General features: G+C 51.6%; 14 protein-coding genes. 10 read left to right on the top strand and 4 right to left on the bottom strand.

Annotated features, from left to right (window positions below):
* Window positions 1-27: 27 nt before the first annotated feature.
* Window positions 28-273 carry a hypothetical protein gene (locus DS743_RS01010; RefSeq protein WP_035161723.1) on the bottom strand — a complete coding sequence of 82 codons (246 nt, stop codon included), beginning with the start codon at window positions 271-273 and terminating at the stop codon, window positions 28-30.
* A 148-nt stretch (window positions 274-421) separates the two neighbouring features.
* Between DS743_RS01010 and DS743_RS01005 the strand changes: the two genes are divergently transcribed.
* The 3 genes from DS743_RS01005 to DS743_RS00995 all read left to right on the top strand — a co-directional run bounded on the left by DS743_RS01005 (window position 422) and on the right by DS743_RS00995 (window position 5,988).
* Window positions 422-904 (top strand): TetR/AcrR family transcriptional regulator, encoded by a 483-nt coding sequence (locus DS743_RS01005; RefSeq protein WP_035185191.1) that lies wholly within the window; start codon window positions 422-424, stop codon window positions 902-904.
* 43 nt (window positions 905-947) lie between these two features.
* On the top strand, window positions 948-4,793 hold the full coding sequence (locus tag DS743_RS01000; RefSeq protein ID WP_035185193.1) for an MMPL family transporter: 3,846 nt from the start codon (window positions 948-950) through the stop codon (window positions 4,791-4,793).
* 112 nt (window positions 4,794-4,905) lie between these two features.
* Entirely contained in the window at window positions 4,906-5,988 is a 1,083-nt protein-coding gene (locus DS743_RS00995; RefSeq protein ID WP_035185195.1) for a membrane protein, read from the top strand.
* 211 nt (window positions 5,989-6,199) lie between these two features.
* Here DS743_RS00995 and DS743_RS00990 read toward each other — a convergent pair whose 3' ends face one another.
* Complete coding sequence (locus DS743_RS00990; RefSeq protein WP_003612086.1) at window positions 6,200-7,585, bottom strand: NAD-dependent succinate-semialdehyde dehydrogenase; 1,386 nt, start codon at window positions 7,583-7,585, stop codon at window positions 6,200-6,202.
* Window positions 7,586-7,843: 258 nt separating this feature from the next.
* On the opposite strand from DS743_RS00990, the gene DS743_RS00985 reads away from it, so the two are divergent.
* The gene (locus tag DS743_RS00985) at window positions 7,844-8,515 is read left to right on the top strand and encodes a type 1 glutamine amidotransferase (RefSeq protein ID WP_002879329.1); all 672 of its coding nucleotides are present in this window, start codon (window positions 7,844-7,846) and stop codon (window positions 8,513-8,515) included.
* An 8-nt stretch (window positions 8,516-8,523) separates the two neighbouring features.
* Window positions 8,524-9,021: a nucleoside 2-deoxyribosyltransferase gene (locus DS743_RS00980; protein ID WP_002879327.1), complete on the top strand. Its 498-nt coding sequence runs from the start codon at window positions 8,524-8,526 to the stop codon at window positions 9,019-9,021.
* 17 nt (window positions 9,022-9,038) lie between these two features.
* Here DS743_RS00980 and DS743_RS00975 read toward each other — a convergent pair whose 3' ends face one another.
* A complete protein-coding gene (locus DS743_RS00975) occupies window positions 9,039-9,923 on the bottom strand; it encodes a helix-turn-helix domain-containing protein (protein WP_035185198.1) in 885 nt (294 codons plus the stop codon).
* A gap of 2 nt (window positions 9,924-9,925) precedes the next feature.
* Window positions 9,926-10,729, bottom strand: coding sequence for an alpha/beta hydrolase (locus tag DS743_RS00970; protein ID WP_035185200.1), 804 nt, complete (start codon window positions 10,727-10,729; stop codon window positions 9,926-9,928).
* A gap of 206 nt (window positions 10,730-10,935) precedes the next feature.
* On the opposite strand from DS743_RS00970, the gene DS743_RS00965 reads away from it, so the two are divergent.
* From DS743_RS00965 to DS743_RS00945, 5 genes are all read left to right on the top strand, one after another.
* Window positions 10,936-11,529 carry a TVP38/TMEM64 family protein gene (locus tag DS743_RS00965; RefSeq protein ID WP_003616018.1) on the top strand — a complete coding sequence of 198 codons (594 nt, stop codon included), beginning with the start codon at window positions 10,936-10,938 and terminating at the stop codon, window positions 11,527-11,529.
* Complete coding sequence (locus DS743_RS00960) at window positions 11,529-12,023, top strand: GNAT family N-acetyltransferase (protein ID WP_002879323.1); 495 nt, start codon at window positions 11,529-11,531, stop codon at window positions 12,021-12,023. The genes DS743_RS00965 and DS743_RS00960 overlap by 1 nt, the downstream gene beginning before the upstream one ends.
* Before the next feature lie 243 nt (window positions 12,024-12,266).
* The gene (gene serS / locus DS743_RS00955; RefSeq protein WP_035185202.1) at window positions 12,267-13,574 is read left to right on the top strand and encodes a serine--tRNA ligase; all 1,308 of its coding nucleotides are present in this window, start codon (window positions 12,267-12,269) and stop codon (window positions 13,572-13,574) included.
* A 157-nt stretch (window positions 13,575-13,731) separates the two neighbouring features.
* The gene (locus DS743_RS00950) at window positions 13,732-14,295 is read left to right on the top strand and encodes an RNA polymerase sigma factor (protein WP_003612122.1); all 564 of its coding nucleotides are present in this window, start codon (window positions 13,732-13,734) and stop codon (window positions 14,293-14,295) included.
* A gap of 13 nt (window positions 14,296-14,308) precedes the next feature.
* Window positions 14,309-15,175: an RsiV family protein gene (locus DS743_RS00945; protein WP_003612147.1), complete on the top strand. Its 867-nt coding sequence runs from the start codon at window positions 14,309-14,311 to the stop codon at window positions 15,173-15,175.
* Window positions 15,176-15,689: the final 514 nt, after the last annotated feature.

The following is a 15,689-nucleotide window of genomic DNA, read 5'->3' as shown; positions in this document are numbered from 1 at the left end:
ACTGAACAGAAGAAATGAAAAACGACTCTACAGCCAGACAGTAGAGTCGTTTTGTGTTTTCTTGCGTTTACGTGGTTTATAAGTTTTCTTGGCCAGCCACATATACCAGGCGAATTGGAATTCCCCGACCATAATGCAGATAGCCAGCAGCAGGAAGGTTACTACGAAAGGATTGATGCTGCTGCCGTCAGCGTAATGAAAATTGAACATGAAAACATTTAGATAAATCAGTAAACTGAACCAGTAAAAGTTTGCGAACCACCAGATTTTCATTTTCATTTTTCATCTCCTATCCGAATATATGATAGCGCTTTTAGGAATCGCTTTCAATAGAGAATGAAATTAATTTACAGAGTGTAGATTGAAATCTTCAGTTAGTAGTTATATAATTGCTACAGTTGAAAGGAAAAGGGTAGTAATTATGACTCAAAAAAGAACTTTGGACTTGGACAAGGTCCTGGCCAAAGCCACGGAGATGATTGAAAGCCGGGGCTTAAGCGAGATGACCATGCCAAATCTTGCCAAGGCTCTGGGCGTTCGCAGCCAGTCACTCTATCATTACGTGAAGAACCGCTCGCAACTTCTGTCGCTGGTCGCGACCAGCCGGATCCGCCTGCTCTACCAGGACCTGGCGACCCTCCTTTACCACGTGGATGAAATTTCTGATGATTTAGAAGTGGTTAAAGAGGTGGTCAAGATCCTGGACTTAGGGGACCAGCTGCAGGTGGACACTGAACACGTGGTTTCCCAGCACGCCTTGGTTGGCGCGGTCCTGGGCTACGTCTTCCTGGACCGGTTTATAGATGGCCAGGAAAAGGTGGAAAGTCCGCGAGAAGCAGAGGAGAACTATCACGAAATGATCTGGCGGCTGGTTTCGCCCAGCGTCCAGCAGTCAAATGCCTAGTTTAGTAGACTGATTGTAAAAGACAAAGAAAGGAAAAAGGACATTGAAGAAGTTACTGAAGAACCATCTCGGCGCTTTGATCGCCTGGGTGCTCATTCTGGTGATTTCTTTGGTTGCCTTGCCAAACGTTGAATCACTGACGAGAGCGCACAGCGAAATCTCCCTGCCAAGCAACGTGGAAAGCGAAGCAGCCAAACTAATCAAGAACGAATGGGGCAGTAAGAAAAAGAATACTTATGAAGTCGCGGTTGTTTTCAACAAGAAATCCGGTAAGCTGACCGAGACCGACCAGGGCAACATCGAAGCCACAATCGACCGCTTGACTAGCAACCAGAAGAAATACGGCATCAAGGACTACCTGGCGCCGCAAGACAACATCGCGACCAAGAAGCTGCTCAAGTCTAAAGACGGAACGACTTGGGTCATGCAGATGAACATCGCCAAGAGCCACGGGACCATCTCCCAGGTTAACGACGAGATCAACAAGGCTGTCAAGACCAGTGGGGTAAGAACCTACGTCACTGGTGCAGACGTCCTCAACAATGACTTTACCAGCTCGATCCGAGAAGGGATCAAGAAGACGGAACTGATCACGGTGGTTTTCATCTTCATCGTGTTGATCATCGTCTTCCGGTCACCGGTTGTCCCGCTCGTGTCACTTTTGACGGTTGGGGTTTCCTTCCTGGTTTCCTTCTCAATCGTGACCAACCTGGTCAACCAGGTGAACTTCCCGTTCTCCAACTTCACCCAGGTCTTCATGGTGATTGTTTTGTTCGGGATCGGGACCGACTACAACATTCTGCTATATAACCACTTTAAGGAGGACCTGGGCAATGGCCTGGGGGTGGCTGAAGCCACGAAGGACTCGATCAAGAAGGCCGGCCGGACTATTCTTTACTCCGGCTCCTCAATTCTGATCGGTTTCTCCGCTTTGGGCTTAGCCAACTTCTCCGTTTACCGGTCTGCTGCCGGCGTTGCTGTCGGCGTTCTGGTCCTCTTGATCGTCCTCTTGACTTTGAACCCCTTCTTCATGGCCACTTTGGGCAAGAAGATGTTCTGGCCAAGCAAGGAATTCGCCGGGGAAAACCCAAGCAAGATGTGGCATGGGATTTCCAGCGCTACTTTGAAGCGGCCAGTTGTCTTTTTGGCAGCTGTAGCGGTTGTCGTTGCACCATTCTTCGTTACTTACTCTAACGTTTTGAACTACGACGACACGGCGGAAATTTCAGATTCAGTACCTTCCAAGCAAGGGCTGAACCTGGTGCAAAAGCACTTCTCTAAAGGGATGGCCATGCCGTCATACCTTTACATCAAGAGTGACCACACGCTCGACAATGAGAAGGACTTGAAGCTGATCGACGAATTGACGCGGAAATTGCGCAATTCTGAAGGCGTGGACAAGGTTATGTCCGCGACTGAGCCATACAACGAAAAGATCAAGCTGCTCTATGTTAAGAAGCAGCTGAAGTCAGTTACCGACGGGACCGCCAAGTTGGAAAAGGGTGTCGGCAAATTGACTAAGGGCAGCGAGCAGGTGACCAGCGGGGCCAAGAAACTGGCTAACGGGGCTGACCAGCTCGACGAAGGCACTGGCACTTTGAGTGACGGGGCCAAGGACCTGTACACGGGGACGGTTAAGCTTTACAACGGTTCAATCGCTCTCTACGACGGGGCAGGCACCCTCTTTAACGGGACCAAGACCCTGTCAGTTGGTGCAGACGCCCTTTACTCCGGCACTAGAAAGCTGTCCAGCGGGGCCAACACCTTGTCTGCTGGTACCCAGAAGCTGAAGAGCGGGACCAGCTCCCTGGCCAGTGGTTCACAGACTCTGGCTAACGGGACCGGCTCTCTGGCAACTGGTGCCCAAAAACTTTACACTGGTACAAAAACGCTGACCCGTGGAGCACAAGACTTGACTGATAATATGTCTAATCTGGTGTCTGGTCTTGACCAGCTAAAGAGTGAACTGTCAGCCGAATCTGGTTCATTGGACACTAGCAAGCTTGACCAATTGTCAGAAGGTTTGACTAAACTAAACACCGGCCTGCAACAGTTAAATGGCGTGGTTAGTCAGATCAATGTGCCAAACATTGACACTTCCAAGATCTCCAGTCTGGTTAGTGGTCTGCAAAGCCTGCAAGGACAAGTTGACTCTCTGCAAACTGGCTTGACTGAAGCTAAGACTGGCTTAGGTGCTGCCAACTCCGCGGCTGGTGAACTGGCAAGCAAGATCAGTCAAGATCCAGAGTTGAAGAAGCAATTGCAACCTGTTCTTGACAAACTTAACGCTGGTTTAGGTTCCGCTGATAGCGGCTTAAGAACTGCTGGTGGTGCAGCCAACAGCATGAAGATTGCCGCTCCCGGCATTAAAAGTGCCGCCGGCAGTCTGGGCAGCAGTACTTCTGCAGCTTCCACGGCCGACTTGAGCACGAAAGTGCAACAATTGCAGGCAATTGTGTCCCAGCTTGCTTCGGGCTCCAATGATTTGAGTACTCAAGCAGCCAGTGGGATCACGAGCCTTAAGTCTGGCTTGAGCAAGATTGGCGAGATGCAGTCGGGAGTTGACGCTCTTGCAGCTGGTGCTCACAAGCTTTACACAGGTTCAAATTCACTTTACAGTGGATTGAGCGAGGGTATGGCTGGTGCTTTAGCTCTTTCACAAGGTGCTAACCAAGTCAACTCTGGTGCTTCTGCTGTAGCCAGCGGCGCCAGCCAAGTCAACTCCGGCGCTGGCCAGGTTAACTCCGGTGCCGGCCAACTGGCTACTGGTTTGGCCAGCGGCGTCAGCGGCGCGGCTCAACTGGCTAACGGCGCAAGACGCTTGACCAGCGGTGCCGGACAACTCCAATCTGGTGCCAGCCAACTGCAAAACGGTCTGGCGCAAGGCGTCAACGGCTCCAGCCAACTGGCTGAAGGGGCTGACAAGCTGCAGTCCGGTACCAGCCAGCTTTCCAGCGGCGCAAGCAAGCTCGCTGAAAAGACGCCAGCCATCACCAGCGGCTTGACTGCCGTCAACAACGGTCTGGTTTCCGCCGGCTCATACTTGAACGGCTTGCGCAAGTCCGAGGCCTCTGACACCTTCTACGTGCCAAGCTACGTCTTGAAGCACAACGCCGACCTGCAGAAGTCCCTCAAGGTCTTCCTCAGCCCGGACAAGAAGAGTGCCATGATCATCATCATCCTGGACAGCAACCCAAGTTCTGAAAGTGCCGCAGAGCACTCACAAGCTTTGAGCGCTATGGCTCGCAAGTCCCTCAAGGGGACCGACCTGGGCAAGGCTGAAGTCGAAATGGGCGGGCAAAGCTCAACCATCGAAGACACCAAGAACACGGCCAGCGGTGACTTTACCAGAACTATGGCAATCATGCTGATCGGCGTCGGCATTGCCTTGATCCTCATCACCCGGAGTCTGCTTCAGCCGATCTACATCCTGGGGACTCTGCTTTTGGCCTACATCAGTTCTCTGTCAATCACCCGCTGGGTTGTCAGCGGCGTGATGGGCCGGAGCACCCTGGCTTGGAACGTGCCGTTCTTTACCTTCATCATGTTGATCGCCCTCGGGGTCGACTACAGCATCTTCGTCATGATGCGCTACCGTGACAGCGATCCGCATGCCTTGCCTAGCGCAAGAATCCTGAAGGCATGTACGGCTATCGGGACGGTTGTCATCTCAGCCGTCGTCATCCTGGGTGGTACTTTCGCGGCCTTGATCCCATCAGGCGTGCCAACCTTGATCGAAGTGGCCATCGGTGTCATCATCGGTCTGGCCATCCTGATCTTCCTGATGCCGATCAACCTGTCTGCTTCAACCAAGCTGACCTACGAAGGCTTCCCATGGCCTAAGTGGGCAGGCCGCAAGAAGGGCCTCAGTTTCGGCAAGAAGTCTTAAATGAAAGCTAAATAATGCATTAAGAACCCGTCATCTTTGGCGGGTTCTTTTTTGCCTCCGGAAGGAAAATGTTATAATGTGGAAAAAGAAACACTAGCAAAGGACGATTACTATGAAAAAGTGTCCCAACTGTGGCCAGGCTCTGACTGGCCAGGAAAAGGCCTGCCCGAACTGTGGATTCAATGTGGAAAAATACCGCCGCGACTACTTTACAGAAGAAGCAGTAGAAGAAAATGTTGAAAGAAGAGAAGCTAAGCGGGAAGAAGCTGACCGGTCTTTAGAAAAAGAGCCAGTTGACAAGCTCAGCCGGTCCGCCTACCAGCAAAAGCAGGAACGGAATGCCTTTACCAGCAACCCAACCGCGGAAAAAATGCTCCAGTGGATGAGAGACAACACCACGATCGCCTTCTTGGTCGGCGTGGGTCTTTTGATCATCATGAGCTTCTCCCGGCCCCTGGGCTGGACGGCTTTTGCCGTCTCCATGGCTCTACTCATCTGGACCGGCCACCGGGACTCCCAGGGCGAATACACGGCTGACCGGAACTTGACTGAATATATCCGGAACGGGGCTTCTAAAGTCTTCAATGCCTTTGACGACAAGGAAAGCGAAATTGAAGAGAAGAGTGAAGACTTCACCCAGGCCCACCCGAAATTTGAAGCCAAGGTGGAAAAGGTGAAAAAGAAGACCAAGAAGCCCCGGAACTTCGGCATCATCCAGCTCTCCATCCTCTTGACCAGCTTGATCACCCTGGTCCTGCTTTTCCTGGGGACAGGCTTCGTGACCTCCAGCAGCAAGCTGACCGTGGCCAGCGTCTTCTTTGAAGTCGCCAACCGGCAGATCGCGGCGGGTAAGATCGTTCCCGCCTTGATTCTCTACCTCTTCCTGGCCATCTTCCTGTTCTTGCCAGTCTTCATCATGCTGGCCGTCAGCCAGAATACCCGGGTCTCCCGGGTCCGGGCCTTTGCCTTGTCCCTGGTCGAAAGCCTGGTCTTGATCTACCTCTTTTACCAATTGGCCCAGACAACTAGCGCGGCCAGCTACTTAAGCCAGGCTGTTTCCAGCTTGAAGAGCTATGCCGTGGCCATCGGCATTTCCGGCTACCTCTTGATCCTGGTCAGTTGCCTGACCACGGTTTTGGCCGGTATCAACATGTTCCAGCCAATGGTCAAGCCCGGGCAAAATAGTGAAGAATAGTTTTTTGCAGACAAAAAGGCTGCTGGTCTGAGTGACCAGCGGCCTTTTCTTGGTATTTTCTACTTAGAGATTCGTGAAAAATAAAAACTTAAAAGTTAAGAATTAAGCAGCAAAAACTAGTACAAAAGAAACACTAAAAAGTAGGTAATGTAATAAAGATTAAAGAAAAAGTAAAGGTAAGTGTAGGTGAAAGAGATTGAGTTACATCTGCTTATTGCTGGTTTTGGTCAGTAAAGTCGATCACCAGGTGTTCATTGACGAAGGCGTTCAGGCCCAAAGGACTGAGCTCGCGGCCGTAGCCGGACTTCTTGACCCCGCCGAATGGCAGGCTGCCGTCAGTAATCCAGCGGCCGTTGATGACCGTCATCCCGGTTTCAATCTGGCTGGCGACTTCTTCAGCGTGCTTGATATCGCTGGAGATGACGGATGAACCCAGCCCGTAGCTGGAGTCGTTGGCTAAGGCAATGGCTTCGGCTTCGTCTTTAACCTTGTAGACCACGCAGACTGGCCCGAACATTTCCTGGTCAAACATTGGGTTGTCCTTAGTCATGTCGGTCAGAATAATTGGCCGGCTGAAGGCGCCTGGAGCATCAATTTCCGGGTACTCGTAGTAGACCTTGGCTCCGCCGGCAACTGCCGCTTCCACCTGCTTGGCCAGCTTTTCCTTGGCGGCTTGGGAGCTCATCGGCGGCAGGGTAGTGGAGTCTTCCAGCGGGTCGCCCCACTTAAGGCCGGAGTAAATCTCCTTCATGTCTGCCAGGACTTCTTCATAGCGGTCAGCCAAAACGATCATCCGCTTGGATGAGGTGCAGACCTGGCCGTTGTTGTAGGTGCGGGCGTCGCTCAAGGCTGCCTTTAAAACTGCCGGGTCAGCATCGCTCAAGACGATAAAGGCGTCGTTGCCGCCCAGTTCCATGGTGGACTTCTTCAAGTTCTTTCCGGCGTTTTCGGCTACGGAAGCCCCGCCTCTTTCAGACCCGGTCAAGGCGACACCTTGTACCCGCGGATCAGCGATGACCTGGTCTAGCTGGCTGTAGCTGAGGTAGAGGTTGAGCAAACTGCCTTCCGGCGCCCCGCCGCTTTTGACGATCTTGGCCGCCAGGGCAGCAGAGCTTGGTACATTGTGGGCGTGCTTGAGTAGCATCGGGTTGCCGACGACAAAGTTCGGGGCAAAGACCCGGATGACCTGGTAAAGAGGGAAGTTCCATGGTTCGCAGGCCATGATTACCCCGGTGGCCTGCTTTAAGTAGTAGGCGCGCCCGTATGGGTTAGGCAGGTCGACCGGCTTTAAAAGCTCCGGGCCGTGGTCGGCGTAGTAGTTGAGGATGCCGATGCAGATTTCAACTTCTTCCTTGGCTTCGCTGAGCTTCTTGCCCATTTCCAGGGTCATGGTCTTGGCCATTTCTTCTTCCTTTTCCTGAAACTTGGCCGCGATGTCCTTCAAAATGGCGGCCCGGCTGCTTGGCTCTTCATGCCGCCACTTCTTGTAGAGGGCGTGGGCTAAGGCCAGAGATTCTTCAATCTGCTGGTCAGTCGGGTTTTCGTAGCTGGCGAAGACTTCATTGGTATATGGGTTCACTGATTCGTATTTTGCCATAGATGTTTTCTTCATCCTTTCGAATTAAAAGTTGATCAGACCGGCTTTTACCGCCAATCTAGTGCAAGATTCACAAATATCCCTTTCTCTAGTATAAACCGGTTTCTGATTTTTGGTATAGCTAAAGGGTGAAATAATTTTATTATTTGAAGGAATATTTTAACGGCAATTTTTTCAAAGCTTTTGGTAAATATTTCCCGTTTAATGAAAAAATCCAGTGAGCATGGTAAAATATTTAAAAATTGAAAGGACGAGATTATGCGGATCAACGTTTTGCAGCACACCCCGAATGAGGGGCCAGGGGCCATCAAGGCCTGGGCCGAAGACCGGGGCAATAAAGTCTATGTATACCATCCGGAAACTTTCGGCATCTTCCCGAAAGCTGATGAAACTGACATGCTGGTCGTTTTGGGCGGGCCGATGAGTCCGGGCGATGACCTGCCCTGGCTGGAAGAAGAGCGGCAATTGATCAAGGACTGCCTCAAGCAACACCTGCCGATTTTGGGCATCTGCCTGGGCGCCCAGCAAATTGCCATCTGCTTAGGCAGCAGCGTGTACCCGGCGGCCCACAAGGAAGTCGGCTGGGCTCCGGTCTACAAGCAAAATGACGCTATTGCCGGTTTGCCAGACAAGCTCCTGGCCCTGCACTGGCACCAGGACATGTTTGAAATGCCGGCTGAAAGCCACCTGCTTTATTCCAGCGACCTCTTGGCCAATCAGGGCTTTTTGGTCAATGGCAACGTGATCGGCCTGCAGTTTCACTTAGAGCCTTTGGCTGACAATGTCCGCGAAATCGTCATCAATGACGGCGCCTACGCTGAAAGCGGCAATGACTTACACCAGACTCCGGCTGAGATTCTGGCCCAGCCTTTGCCAAGCGCCAACAAGCGCGCCATTTACACCATGTTAGATTATTTAAGCGTCCACTAGGAGGATTCATGACGGCAACAGCACGTATTTATTTAGGTTCATCTTTTCACCGTGACCACCATCAAGCCCGGGCCAAGCAGGTCCGCGAATACTTGGCGGCCAACCCGACGGTTGAACATGTCCACTTTCCCTTTGACCAGCAGGTAACCGACCCGGCTGAAGACCCGAATGTCGGCTTTGGCGACGAACGCAGCCTGCTTTGGAAGCAGCAGACCTACCAAAACGATATCAACGGCCTGTCCATGGCCAACTGCGGGGTCTTCCTCTACGACATGGATGAACTGGATGACGGCTGCGCCTTTGAAATCGGCTTTTTGCGGGCGCAGAACAAGCCGGTCATCATCGTGCCTTTCACTAACCAGCCGGAAAAGAAGCCAATCATGAACTTGATGCTGTCTGAAGGGGCAACTGCTTTTATCAAGGGTGACCAGGAATTGGAACTCTTAAAGACTTACGACTTTAACAACTGCCCATGCCGGCCGCTGACTGGCTACGGCACTATTTAAGGCAAAAAAATAAACGGTCAATCTCGCGATTGACCGTTTTCGTATGCTTTCTCTTCAAGTTCTTTAAGGAGCTTGCCGCCTTCTTTGAGGATGACCTCGTTTTTGTTCAGGCGGGCGAAGGCCAGGGAGTCATGCAAGTGCTCCAGGGCAGTATTTAGGGACCGCTTCTGGGCCAAGTCGTCCAGAGCCAGCTGGTAAACGACCCGGGCTAAAAAGTAGACCACATGGTGGCTCGATGCCAGTTCGTAGGCGTAGTTGAGCAGGTCGTCAGCGTGCTTGTACTGGCCGTTTTGCCCATAGAATTCACCGGCTGCCGTCAATATGGACATGACCTGGAGTTCTCTTAGGCTGTCCTTAATTTCGACTTTTTTGATCTGGGCCAGGATCTGGTCAAAGTAGTGAGAGGCCTTGTCCATGTCCTGGCTGGCGTAAACCTGGCTGCAGCCCTTAAGGGCCAAGAGGCGGTAGATGTTGTCGGCCTTGAGGTTGTCCGTCGTCAAGATATTGTTGAAATAGAAGAGGGCTGAAACATCGTTGTGGTCCCCGTCCAGGGCCAGCTGCCCGCAGAGGTAGTTGTAGTGCAGAAGGTCCTGCTTGTCGCGGATCTTTTTCTCATTGACCTGCTTGAGGATCTTGCGGATCTGGTCATAGTCGTAGGTGATAAAGTAGAAGTCCGCGGAAAAAAGCTTCTGGGCAATTTCACTTTCCGTGCTGGTCAGCATGATGTCGGATAAAGAGATGTTCATCCGCTCGCAGAGCTGCTTGAGGATCTTGAAAGAGGGGATTTGCCCGTTGTTTTCGAACTTGCTTAGGGTTGACTGGGTGCAGATCCCGTTGCAGAGCTCATTTTGGGAGAGTTTGAGTGACTTGCGGATTTTGATGAATTTTTCAATGTTTATCATGGCTATTCGCTTCTTGTTTTCAGACTGAGGGCATAGTTGAGATAGGTCATGCTTTCCCGGAGATATTCCCGGCCGTAGTCCATGGCGTGGCCGTGGCCGGGGATGATTTCCAGGTCAACCTGGTGGCCACGGCCGGCCAGGCGGCCGGCAAAGTCAGTAACGCCGGCCAGGTCGGTTAGTTCAGCCGCGGAATTCAGCATGAGCAGGCGGCCCAACTTGGTGTAGTCGTAGCTCTGAGCGTCCAGGTCGGCCAAAAGGTCGGAGTCTTCACTGCCGGCATAGGTCAAGACGAAGTACTTGTAAAAGGCTTCATTGATGGCCTGCTGCTTGGTCAAGCCCAGTTCTTCTTTAGCATTGACTGATGGCTTGACCTCCTGGTGGTCGGCCAGCCAGCTGCTGAAGTCGACCGGGGCTGACCAGGTGACGGTTGGAAAGCCGTACATGCCGGCCACCTTCAAAGCCAGGGTGCCGCCGCTGCTGGCCCCGATCTGGACGATATTGTTTTCATCGCCTTCGTCGGTGTAGTTTGAAGCTAAAAGCCAGGCCGCGAAGTTGAGGGCATCCTCGTGGGCAGCCGGGAAGTGGTTCGCTGGAGCCAGCCGGTAGTCGGGCACAAAGGTCATGAAGCCGGCGTTGGCCAGGTCGATGGCTACGTCCCTAATGCTTTCCTTGCTCCCCCGGAACCAGCCGCCGCCGTGCCAGAAGATGAGGATTTTTGTCTGTGAGTCGGTATCGTTGGGATAGTAGATGTCGGTCTTGAGACCATGCTTAAGGTCATAAGCGATATTGTTAACAGTCACAACCATAATCTCATTTTTCCTTTCTGATCTGATTTGAATTCTGATCTTTGCTTTTAACTTAATTATATACTCAAAGCAATAATTTCTGCTTGTCTTTTGGCTTTTTTGCAAGGAACTTGGATAAGTTTGGGTAAAGCTTGAAGCAAACTGGTGGGGCTGCCGGAGGCTTTTTGCTAAAATTATCCTGGAATTGTTTTTAGGGGGAAAAGACCATGAGTTACGAACAAAGCCGCAAGCTGATCAACCGGCTGACCATTATTTCAACCATCGTGATCATTGGCCTCTGCATCTACTGGTACCAGCTGGGGATTTTTACCAGCCAGGCCAAGATGAGCGCCTATCTGGCTGACAAAAAGATCCTCGGCCCTTTCATCTTTGTCTTGATCCAGATCATCCAGGTCGTGATCCCGATTATCCCCGGCGGGGTCTCCCTTTTGGCCGGGGTCGTCTTCTTCGGCGCCGGGCCCGGTTTTATCTACAACTATATCGGGATCGTCATCGGCTCCTTGATCAACTTCTTCCTGGCCCGCTACTACGGCAAGTCCTTCATCTTGCACATCGTGTCAGAAGAGAGCTTGGAGAAGTATACCAAGTGGACTAAGAACCAAAAGAAGTTCAACTGGTTCTTCGCCATCTGCATCCTGGCCCCGGTTGCTCCGGATGACCTGCTCTGCCTTTTAGCGGGTTTAACGGAGATGAAGCCCTGGACCTACTTCTGGATTATTGTTCTCTGCAAGCCTTGGACTATCGCGGCCTACAGCCTGGGCCTGGTCTACGGGGCCCGCTGGATCATGAGGCTGATGTGATGGAGAGTGAGCGGATATATTTGCGGCCGGTCGGGCCGGAAGATGCTGAGCTGCTTTTGTCTTGGGGGCAGGATCCCTATTACCAGGAGACGGCAGGCTTTGCCCATTACCGGAATCTGCCAGAAGCTGAAGAAGGGGCCTTGGCCTACCAGCAGCGGCCGGCCAGCTACATGATTTGCTTGAAAAAGGGCCAGGCGATCGGTCTGCTGGAGCTGTACCCCCGGGATGGCCAGTCCCGGGAGCTGGGCTTTTTACTGGATAAAAAGTACCAGGGGCAGGGCTACATGACTGAAAGCATCAACTGCCTCTTAGGGGAGGCTTTTAAAGATCCGGAGATCAAGGAAATCTGGGCCGGCTGCCGGGCAAACAATTTGCGGCCCCAGCATTTATTGCAAAAGCTGGGCTTTCGGCAGATGTATGAAGTCGATTACCGGCAAATTCCGCCTTTTTTGGATTTTTCAGCCAAGTATTATTTGCTAAAACGGAGCGAATAGCATAGAATAGAGACAAACACGAAATCCCTAGACTGCCGACAGAGAGTCCGTGTATGCTGAGAGCGGACGGCGGTCGCTTCCAGATTTCATTAGTGTGGGCAACTAATCATTGCACGGCCGGGCACCGTTAACGCTCAACTGAGTGCGGCTCTTTGAGCCGAAACTGGGTGGTACCGCGAACCGTGCGCCGATTCGTCCCAAGACTGGGACGGACCGGCTTTTTTATTTTTTCGGAGGTTATATATGCTGGATATTAAGGTCATTCGCGAGAATCTTGACTGGGCCAAGGAAAAGTTGGCAACTCGGGGCATCAAGCCTGAGCAATTGGATGAACTGGTAGCTATCGACGCCAAGCGCCGGGAAGCTATGGTGCAATGTGAAAACTTGAAGGCAGAAAGAAACGAAGTTTCAAAGAAGATTGCTGCCGCCAAGCGGGAAAAGGCAGACGCCAGTGAAGCAATCGCCAACATGCGTGAAGTCGGCGCCAAGATCAAGGAATTGGACAAGGAAGTTGACGAATTGCAGGAAAAGCAAGAATACATCCTGCTCCGTTTGCCAAACTTCCCGGCTGACTCAGACCCAATTGGCCCTGACGAAAGCTACAACGAAGAAGTCCGCCGCTGGAACGAACTGACCAAGTTTGACTACCAGCCAAAGGCTCACTGGGACCTGGGCACTGACCTGAACATCCTGGACTGGGATGCGGCAAGCAAGGTTTCCGCAGCCCGCTTCGTTTACTACAAGGGTGCCGGCGCTTTGCTGGAACGGGCAGTTTACAACTTCTTCCTGGATGAAAACACCAGCGAAGGCTATACTGAAGTCATCACCCCATCCTTGGTCAACAATGACTCAATGCAAGGAACTGGCCAATTCCCGAAGTTTACGGAAGACGTCTACACTATTGTTGACAACGACGACCCGGAAGTAGCCCGGAACCTGACTTTGATTCCAACTGCTGAAGTTCCTTTGGTCAACTACTTCAGAGGTGACATCATTGATGGCAAGAACCTGCCAATCAATGTGACTGCTTTGTCACCAGCCTTCAGAAGTGAAGCTGGTTCAGCTGGCCGCGACACCCGGGGCCTGATCCGGATGCACGAATTCCGCAAGGTAGAAATGGTCAAGGTGGTTAAGCCAGAAGACTCCTGGAAGGAACTGGAAAACCTGACCCACAACGCTGAACACCTGCTGCAAAAGCTGGGTCTGCCATACCGGGTTGTAGCCTTGTCAACCGGGGATGCATCCTTCACCAGTGCCAAGACTTACGACTTGGAAGTCTGGATGCCAGCCCAGGACACTTACCGGGAAATCTCATCCTGCTCCAACTGTACTGACTTCCAGGCCCGCCGGGCACAAATCCGTTACCGTGACGAAGACGGCAAGGTTAAGCTGACCCACACTTTGAACGGGTCAGGCCTGGCTGTCGGCCGGACGGTTGCCGCTATTTTGGAAAACTACCAAAACGAAGACGGCACGGTTACCGTACCAGAAGCTTTGCGTCCATACATGCACGGCATGACCAAGATCACGCCAGAAGTTAAGTGGCACTAGTGCTAAAAGGAACTCCGCGGAGGGGTTCCTTTTTGCGTGGGAAATTTTTCTAAAAAACTTTTTGCAAAAGTGTAACCTTTCAGCTCCCTTAGGTGTCTATTAGGGTAGAGGAGATGAGGGCCTCGAAAAGCAAAAAGTAAAAGGACGGAAAAAGACAGTGAGAGAAACTGAAATCATCGGGCAGTTCTTCGCCAGAGACGAAGCTGCGCTCACTTCAGTCCAGAGTGAATATGGGGCATACTGCTCAACGATTGCCCGCAATATCTTGCGGGATAAGGAGGACGTTGAGGAGTGCCTGAACGATACTTGGCTGAAAGCCTGGAACACGATTCCGCCGAAGCGGCCGCAGAGCCTCTTGGCCTACCTGGGGCGCGTCACGCGCAATGGAGCCTTGAACATGGTCCGCGACCAAAAGCGGCAGAAACGAGCTGGGGATCAATATACCACCTCGCTGGATGAAATTGGAGAGTTATCCGGCGCGGTCCAGGGGCAGGCAGAGCTGGAAGGGATTGAGAGCAGCGCTTTGACGGAGATCATCAATGATTTTCTGGCAGGCCTGCCAAAAGAAAAAAGAATTATTTTTGTTCAGCGGTATTTTTACATGGATGCTGTCAGCGATATTGCGGCAGCTAACGGGATGACCGTGTCGGCTGTCAAGGTATCATTATTGCGGATGCGCCGCAAGCTGGGCAAAAAGCTGCAGGAAGAAAAGTATATTTAAAGGGGATATTATTATGAAAAACACTGACTTAATGGATGCAATGGGCGGAATCAAGACTGAGTACATCGTGGAGGCAGCAGCCAGCCGGGGGCAAAAGAAGGTTATTCCTTTGTCAGCCAAGCGCAAGCCGTGGGTCCGCCTGGTGGCAGGGATCGCGGCCGCAGCTGCTTTCAGCGTGGCTTTGCCAAACACGAGTCCGCAGGTGGCTAATGCCATGCAGAACTTGCCAGTTGTGGGGAACTACTTCAAGCTGGTGACCTTCCGTGATTACCACTATGAAAGCCGCAAGCATTCAGCCGATATTTCTGTTGATAAAGTTGCCGTCAGCGGGGTAACCGGGCCGGCAACCAAGGAGGCCAAGAAGAGCAGCCAGGCAGTCAACCGGGAAATTGTCCAGGAAACTGACCGTTTGACCAAGGAATTCAAGGCATCTCTGAAGAAGGGCGGCTATGGTTCTTTGACGGTCAAGACCAAGCAAGTGACTAACAACCGCTACTGGTACGTGGTCAAGCTGACAGCCGTGCAAACGCAAGCTGACAGCGGGGAAAGTAGCCGCTACTACGTCTTCAGCAAGGCCAGCGGCAAGCAGGTCAAGCTGGGGGACTTGTTCAAGAGCGGCAGCAACTACCAAAAGGCCATCAGCCAGAACATCATTAAGCAGATGAAGCAGGAAATGAAGGCTGAAAAGAACAAGAGCTACTTCCTCAAGGAAAATGGCAATCCGGACGGCTTCAGCCAGATCAAGAAGAAGCAGCAGTTCTACATCAACAAGAAGAACCAGGTGGTTATCGTCTTCAACCAAGGCGAAGTTGGCCCAATGTCCATGGGCAGCCAGAGCTTCGTTTTGCCAAACAAGCTGGTTGCCAAACTGCAGAGATAAAAATACAGAGATTTGAAGAATGTAGAGTGCAGAGAGAAAAGAAAAAACTGGGGTAAAAGAGTATGATGGAGTGAAGAAAATGGTGACTTAGGTCGCCATTTTTCTTTTGCCCAGCTTCTTTTGCCGATTTCTAGAAAAAATCGCAGAAATTTTCTCTGCTTTTTTCGGGAAAAGCAAGCGAAATAAGAACAATCCTTTGTTAAAAGAAGGAAAAATGCTGTTAATCCAATTTATTGCCGCTGAAGGAGAAAGCTGAGCAACAACAACTCGGCCGGGTGCGCCAATCATAAAACGAATGAAAAAGCAAATTTGACGAATCAAAAAAAAGCTAGTATACTAATATTTGGTGCCGCGCGAGATAAGCAAGTTTCGCGGAGGCAAAAAGAAAATATCGAAAACTTGTTGACAAGAAGTCAACAAGCGAGTAAGATATAAAACATTGCGTCACTTGACGCAAGTTGGTACTTTGAAAACTGAACAAAGTTTCGCAGTGTGCGGGTCAAACAATGTTTGA

Source organism: Lactobacillus leichmannii, from assembly GCF_024701915.1.
In the GTDB taxonomy this organism is placed as follows: domain Bacteria; phylum Bacillota; class Bacilli; order Lactobacillales; family Lactobacillaceae; genus Lactobacillus; species Lactobacillus delbrueckii.
The sequence above is the reverse complement of the archived record's forward strand: the minus strand, read 5'-3'. Positions and strand labels throughout refer to the sequence as shown.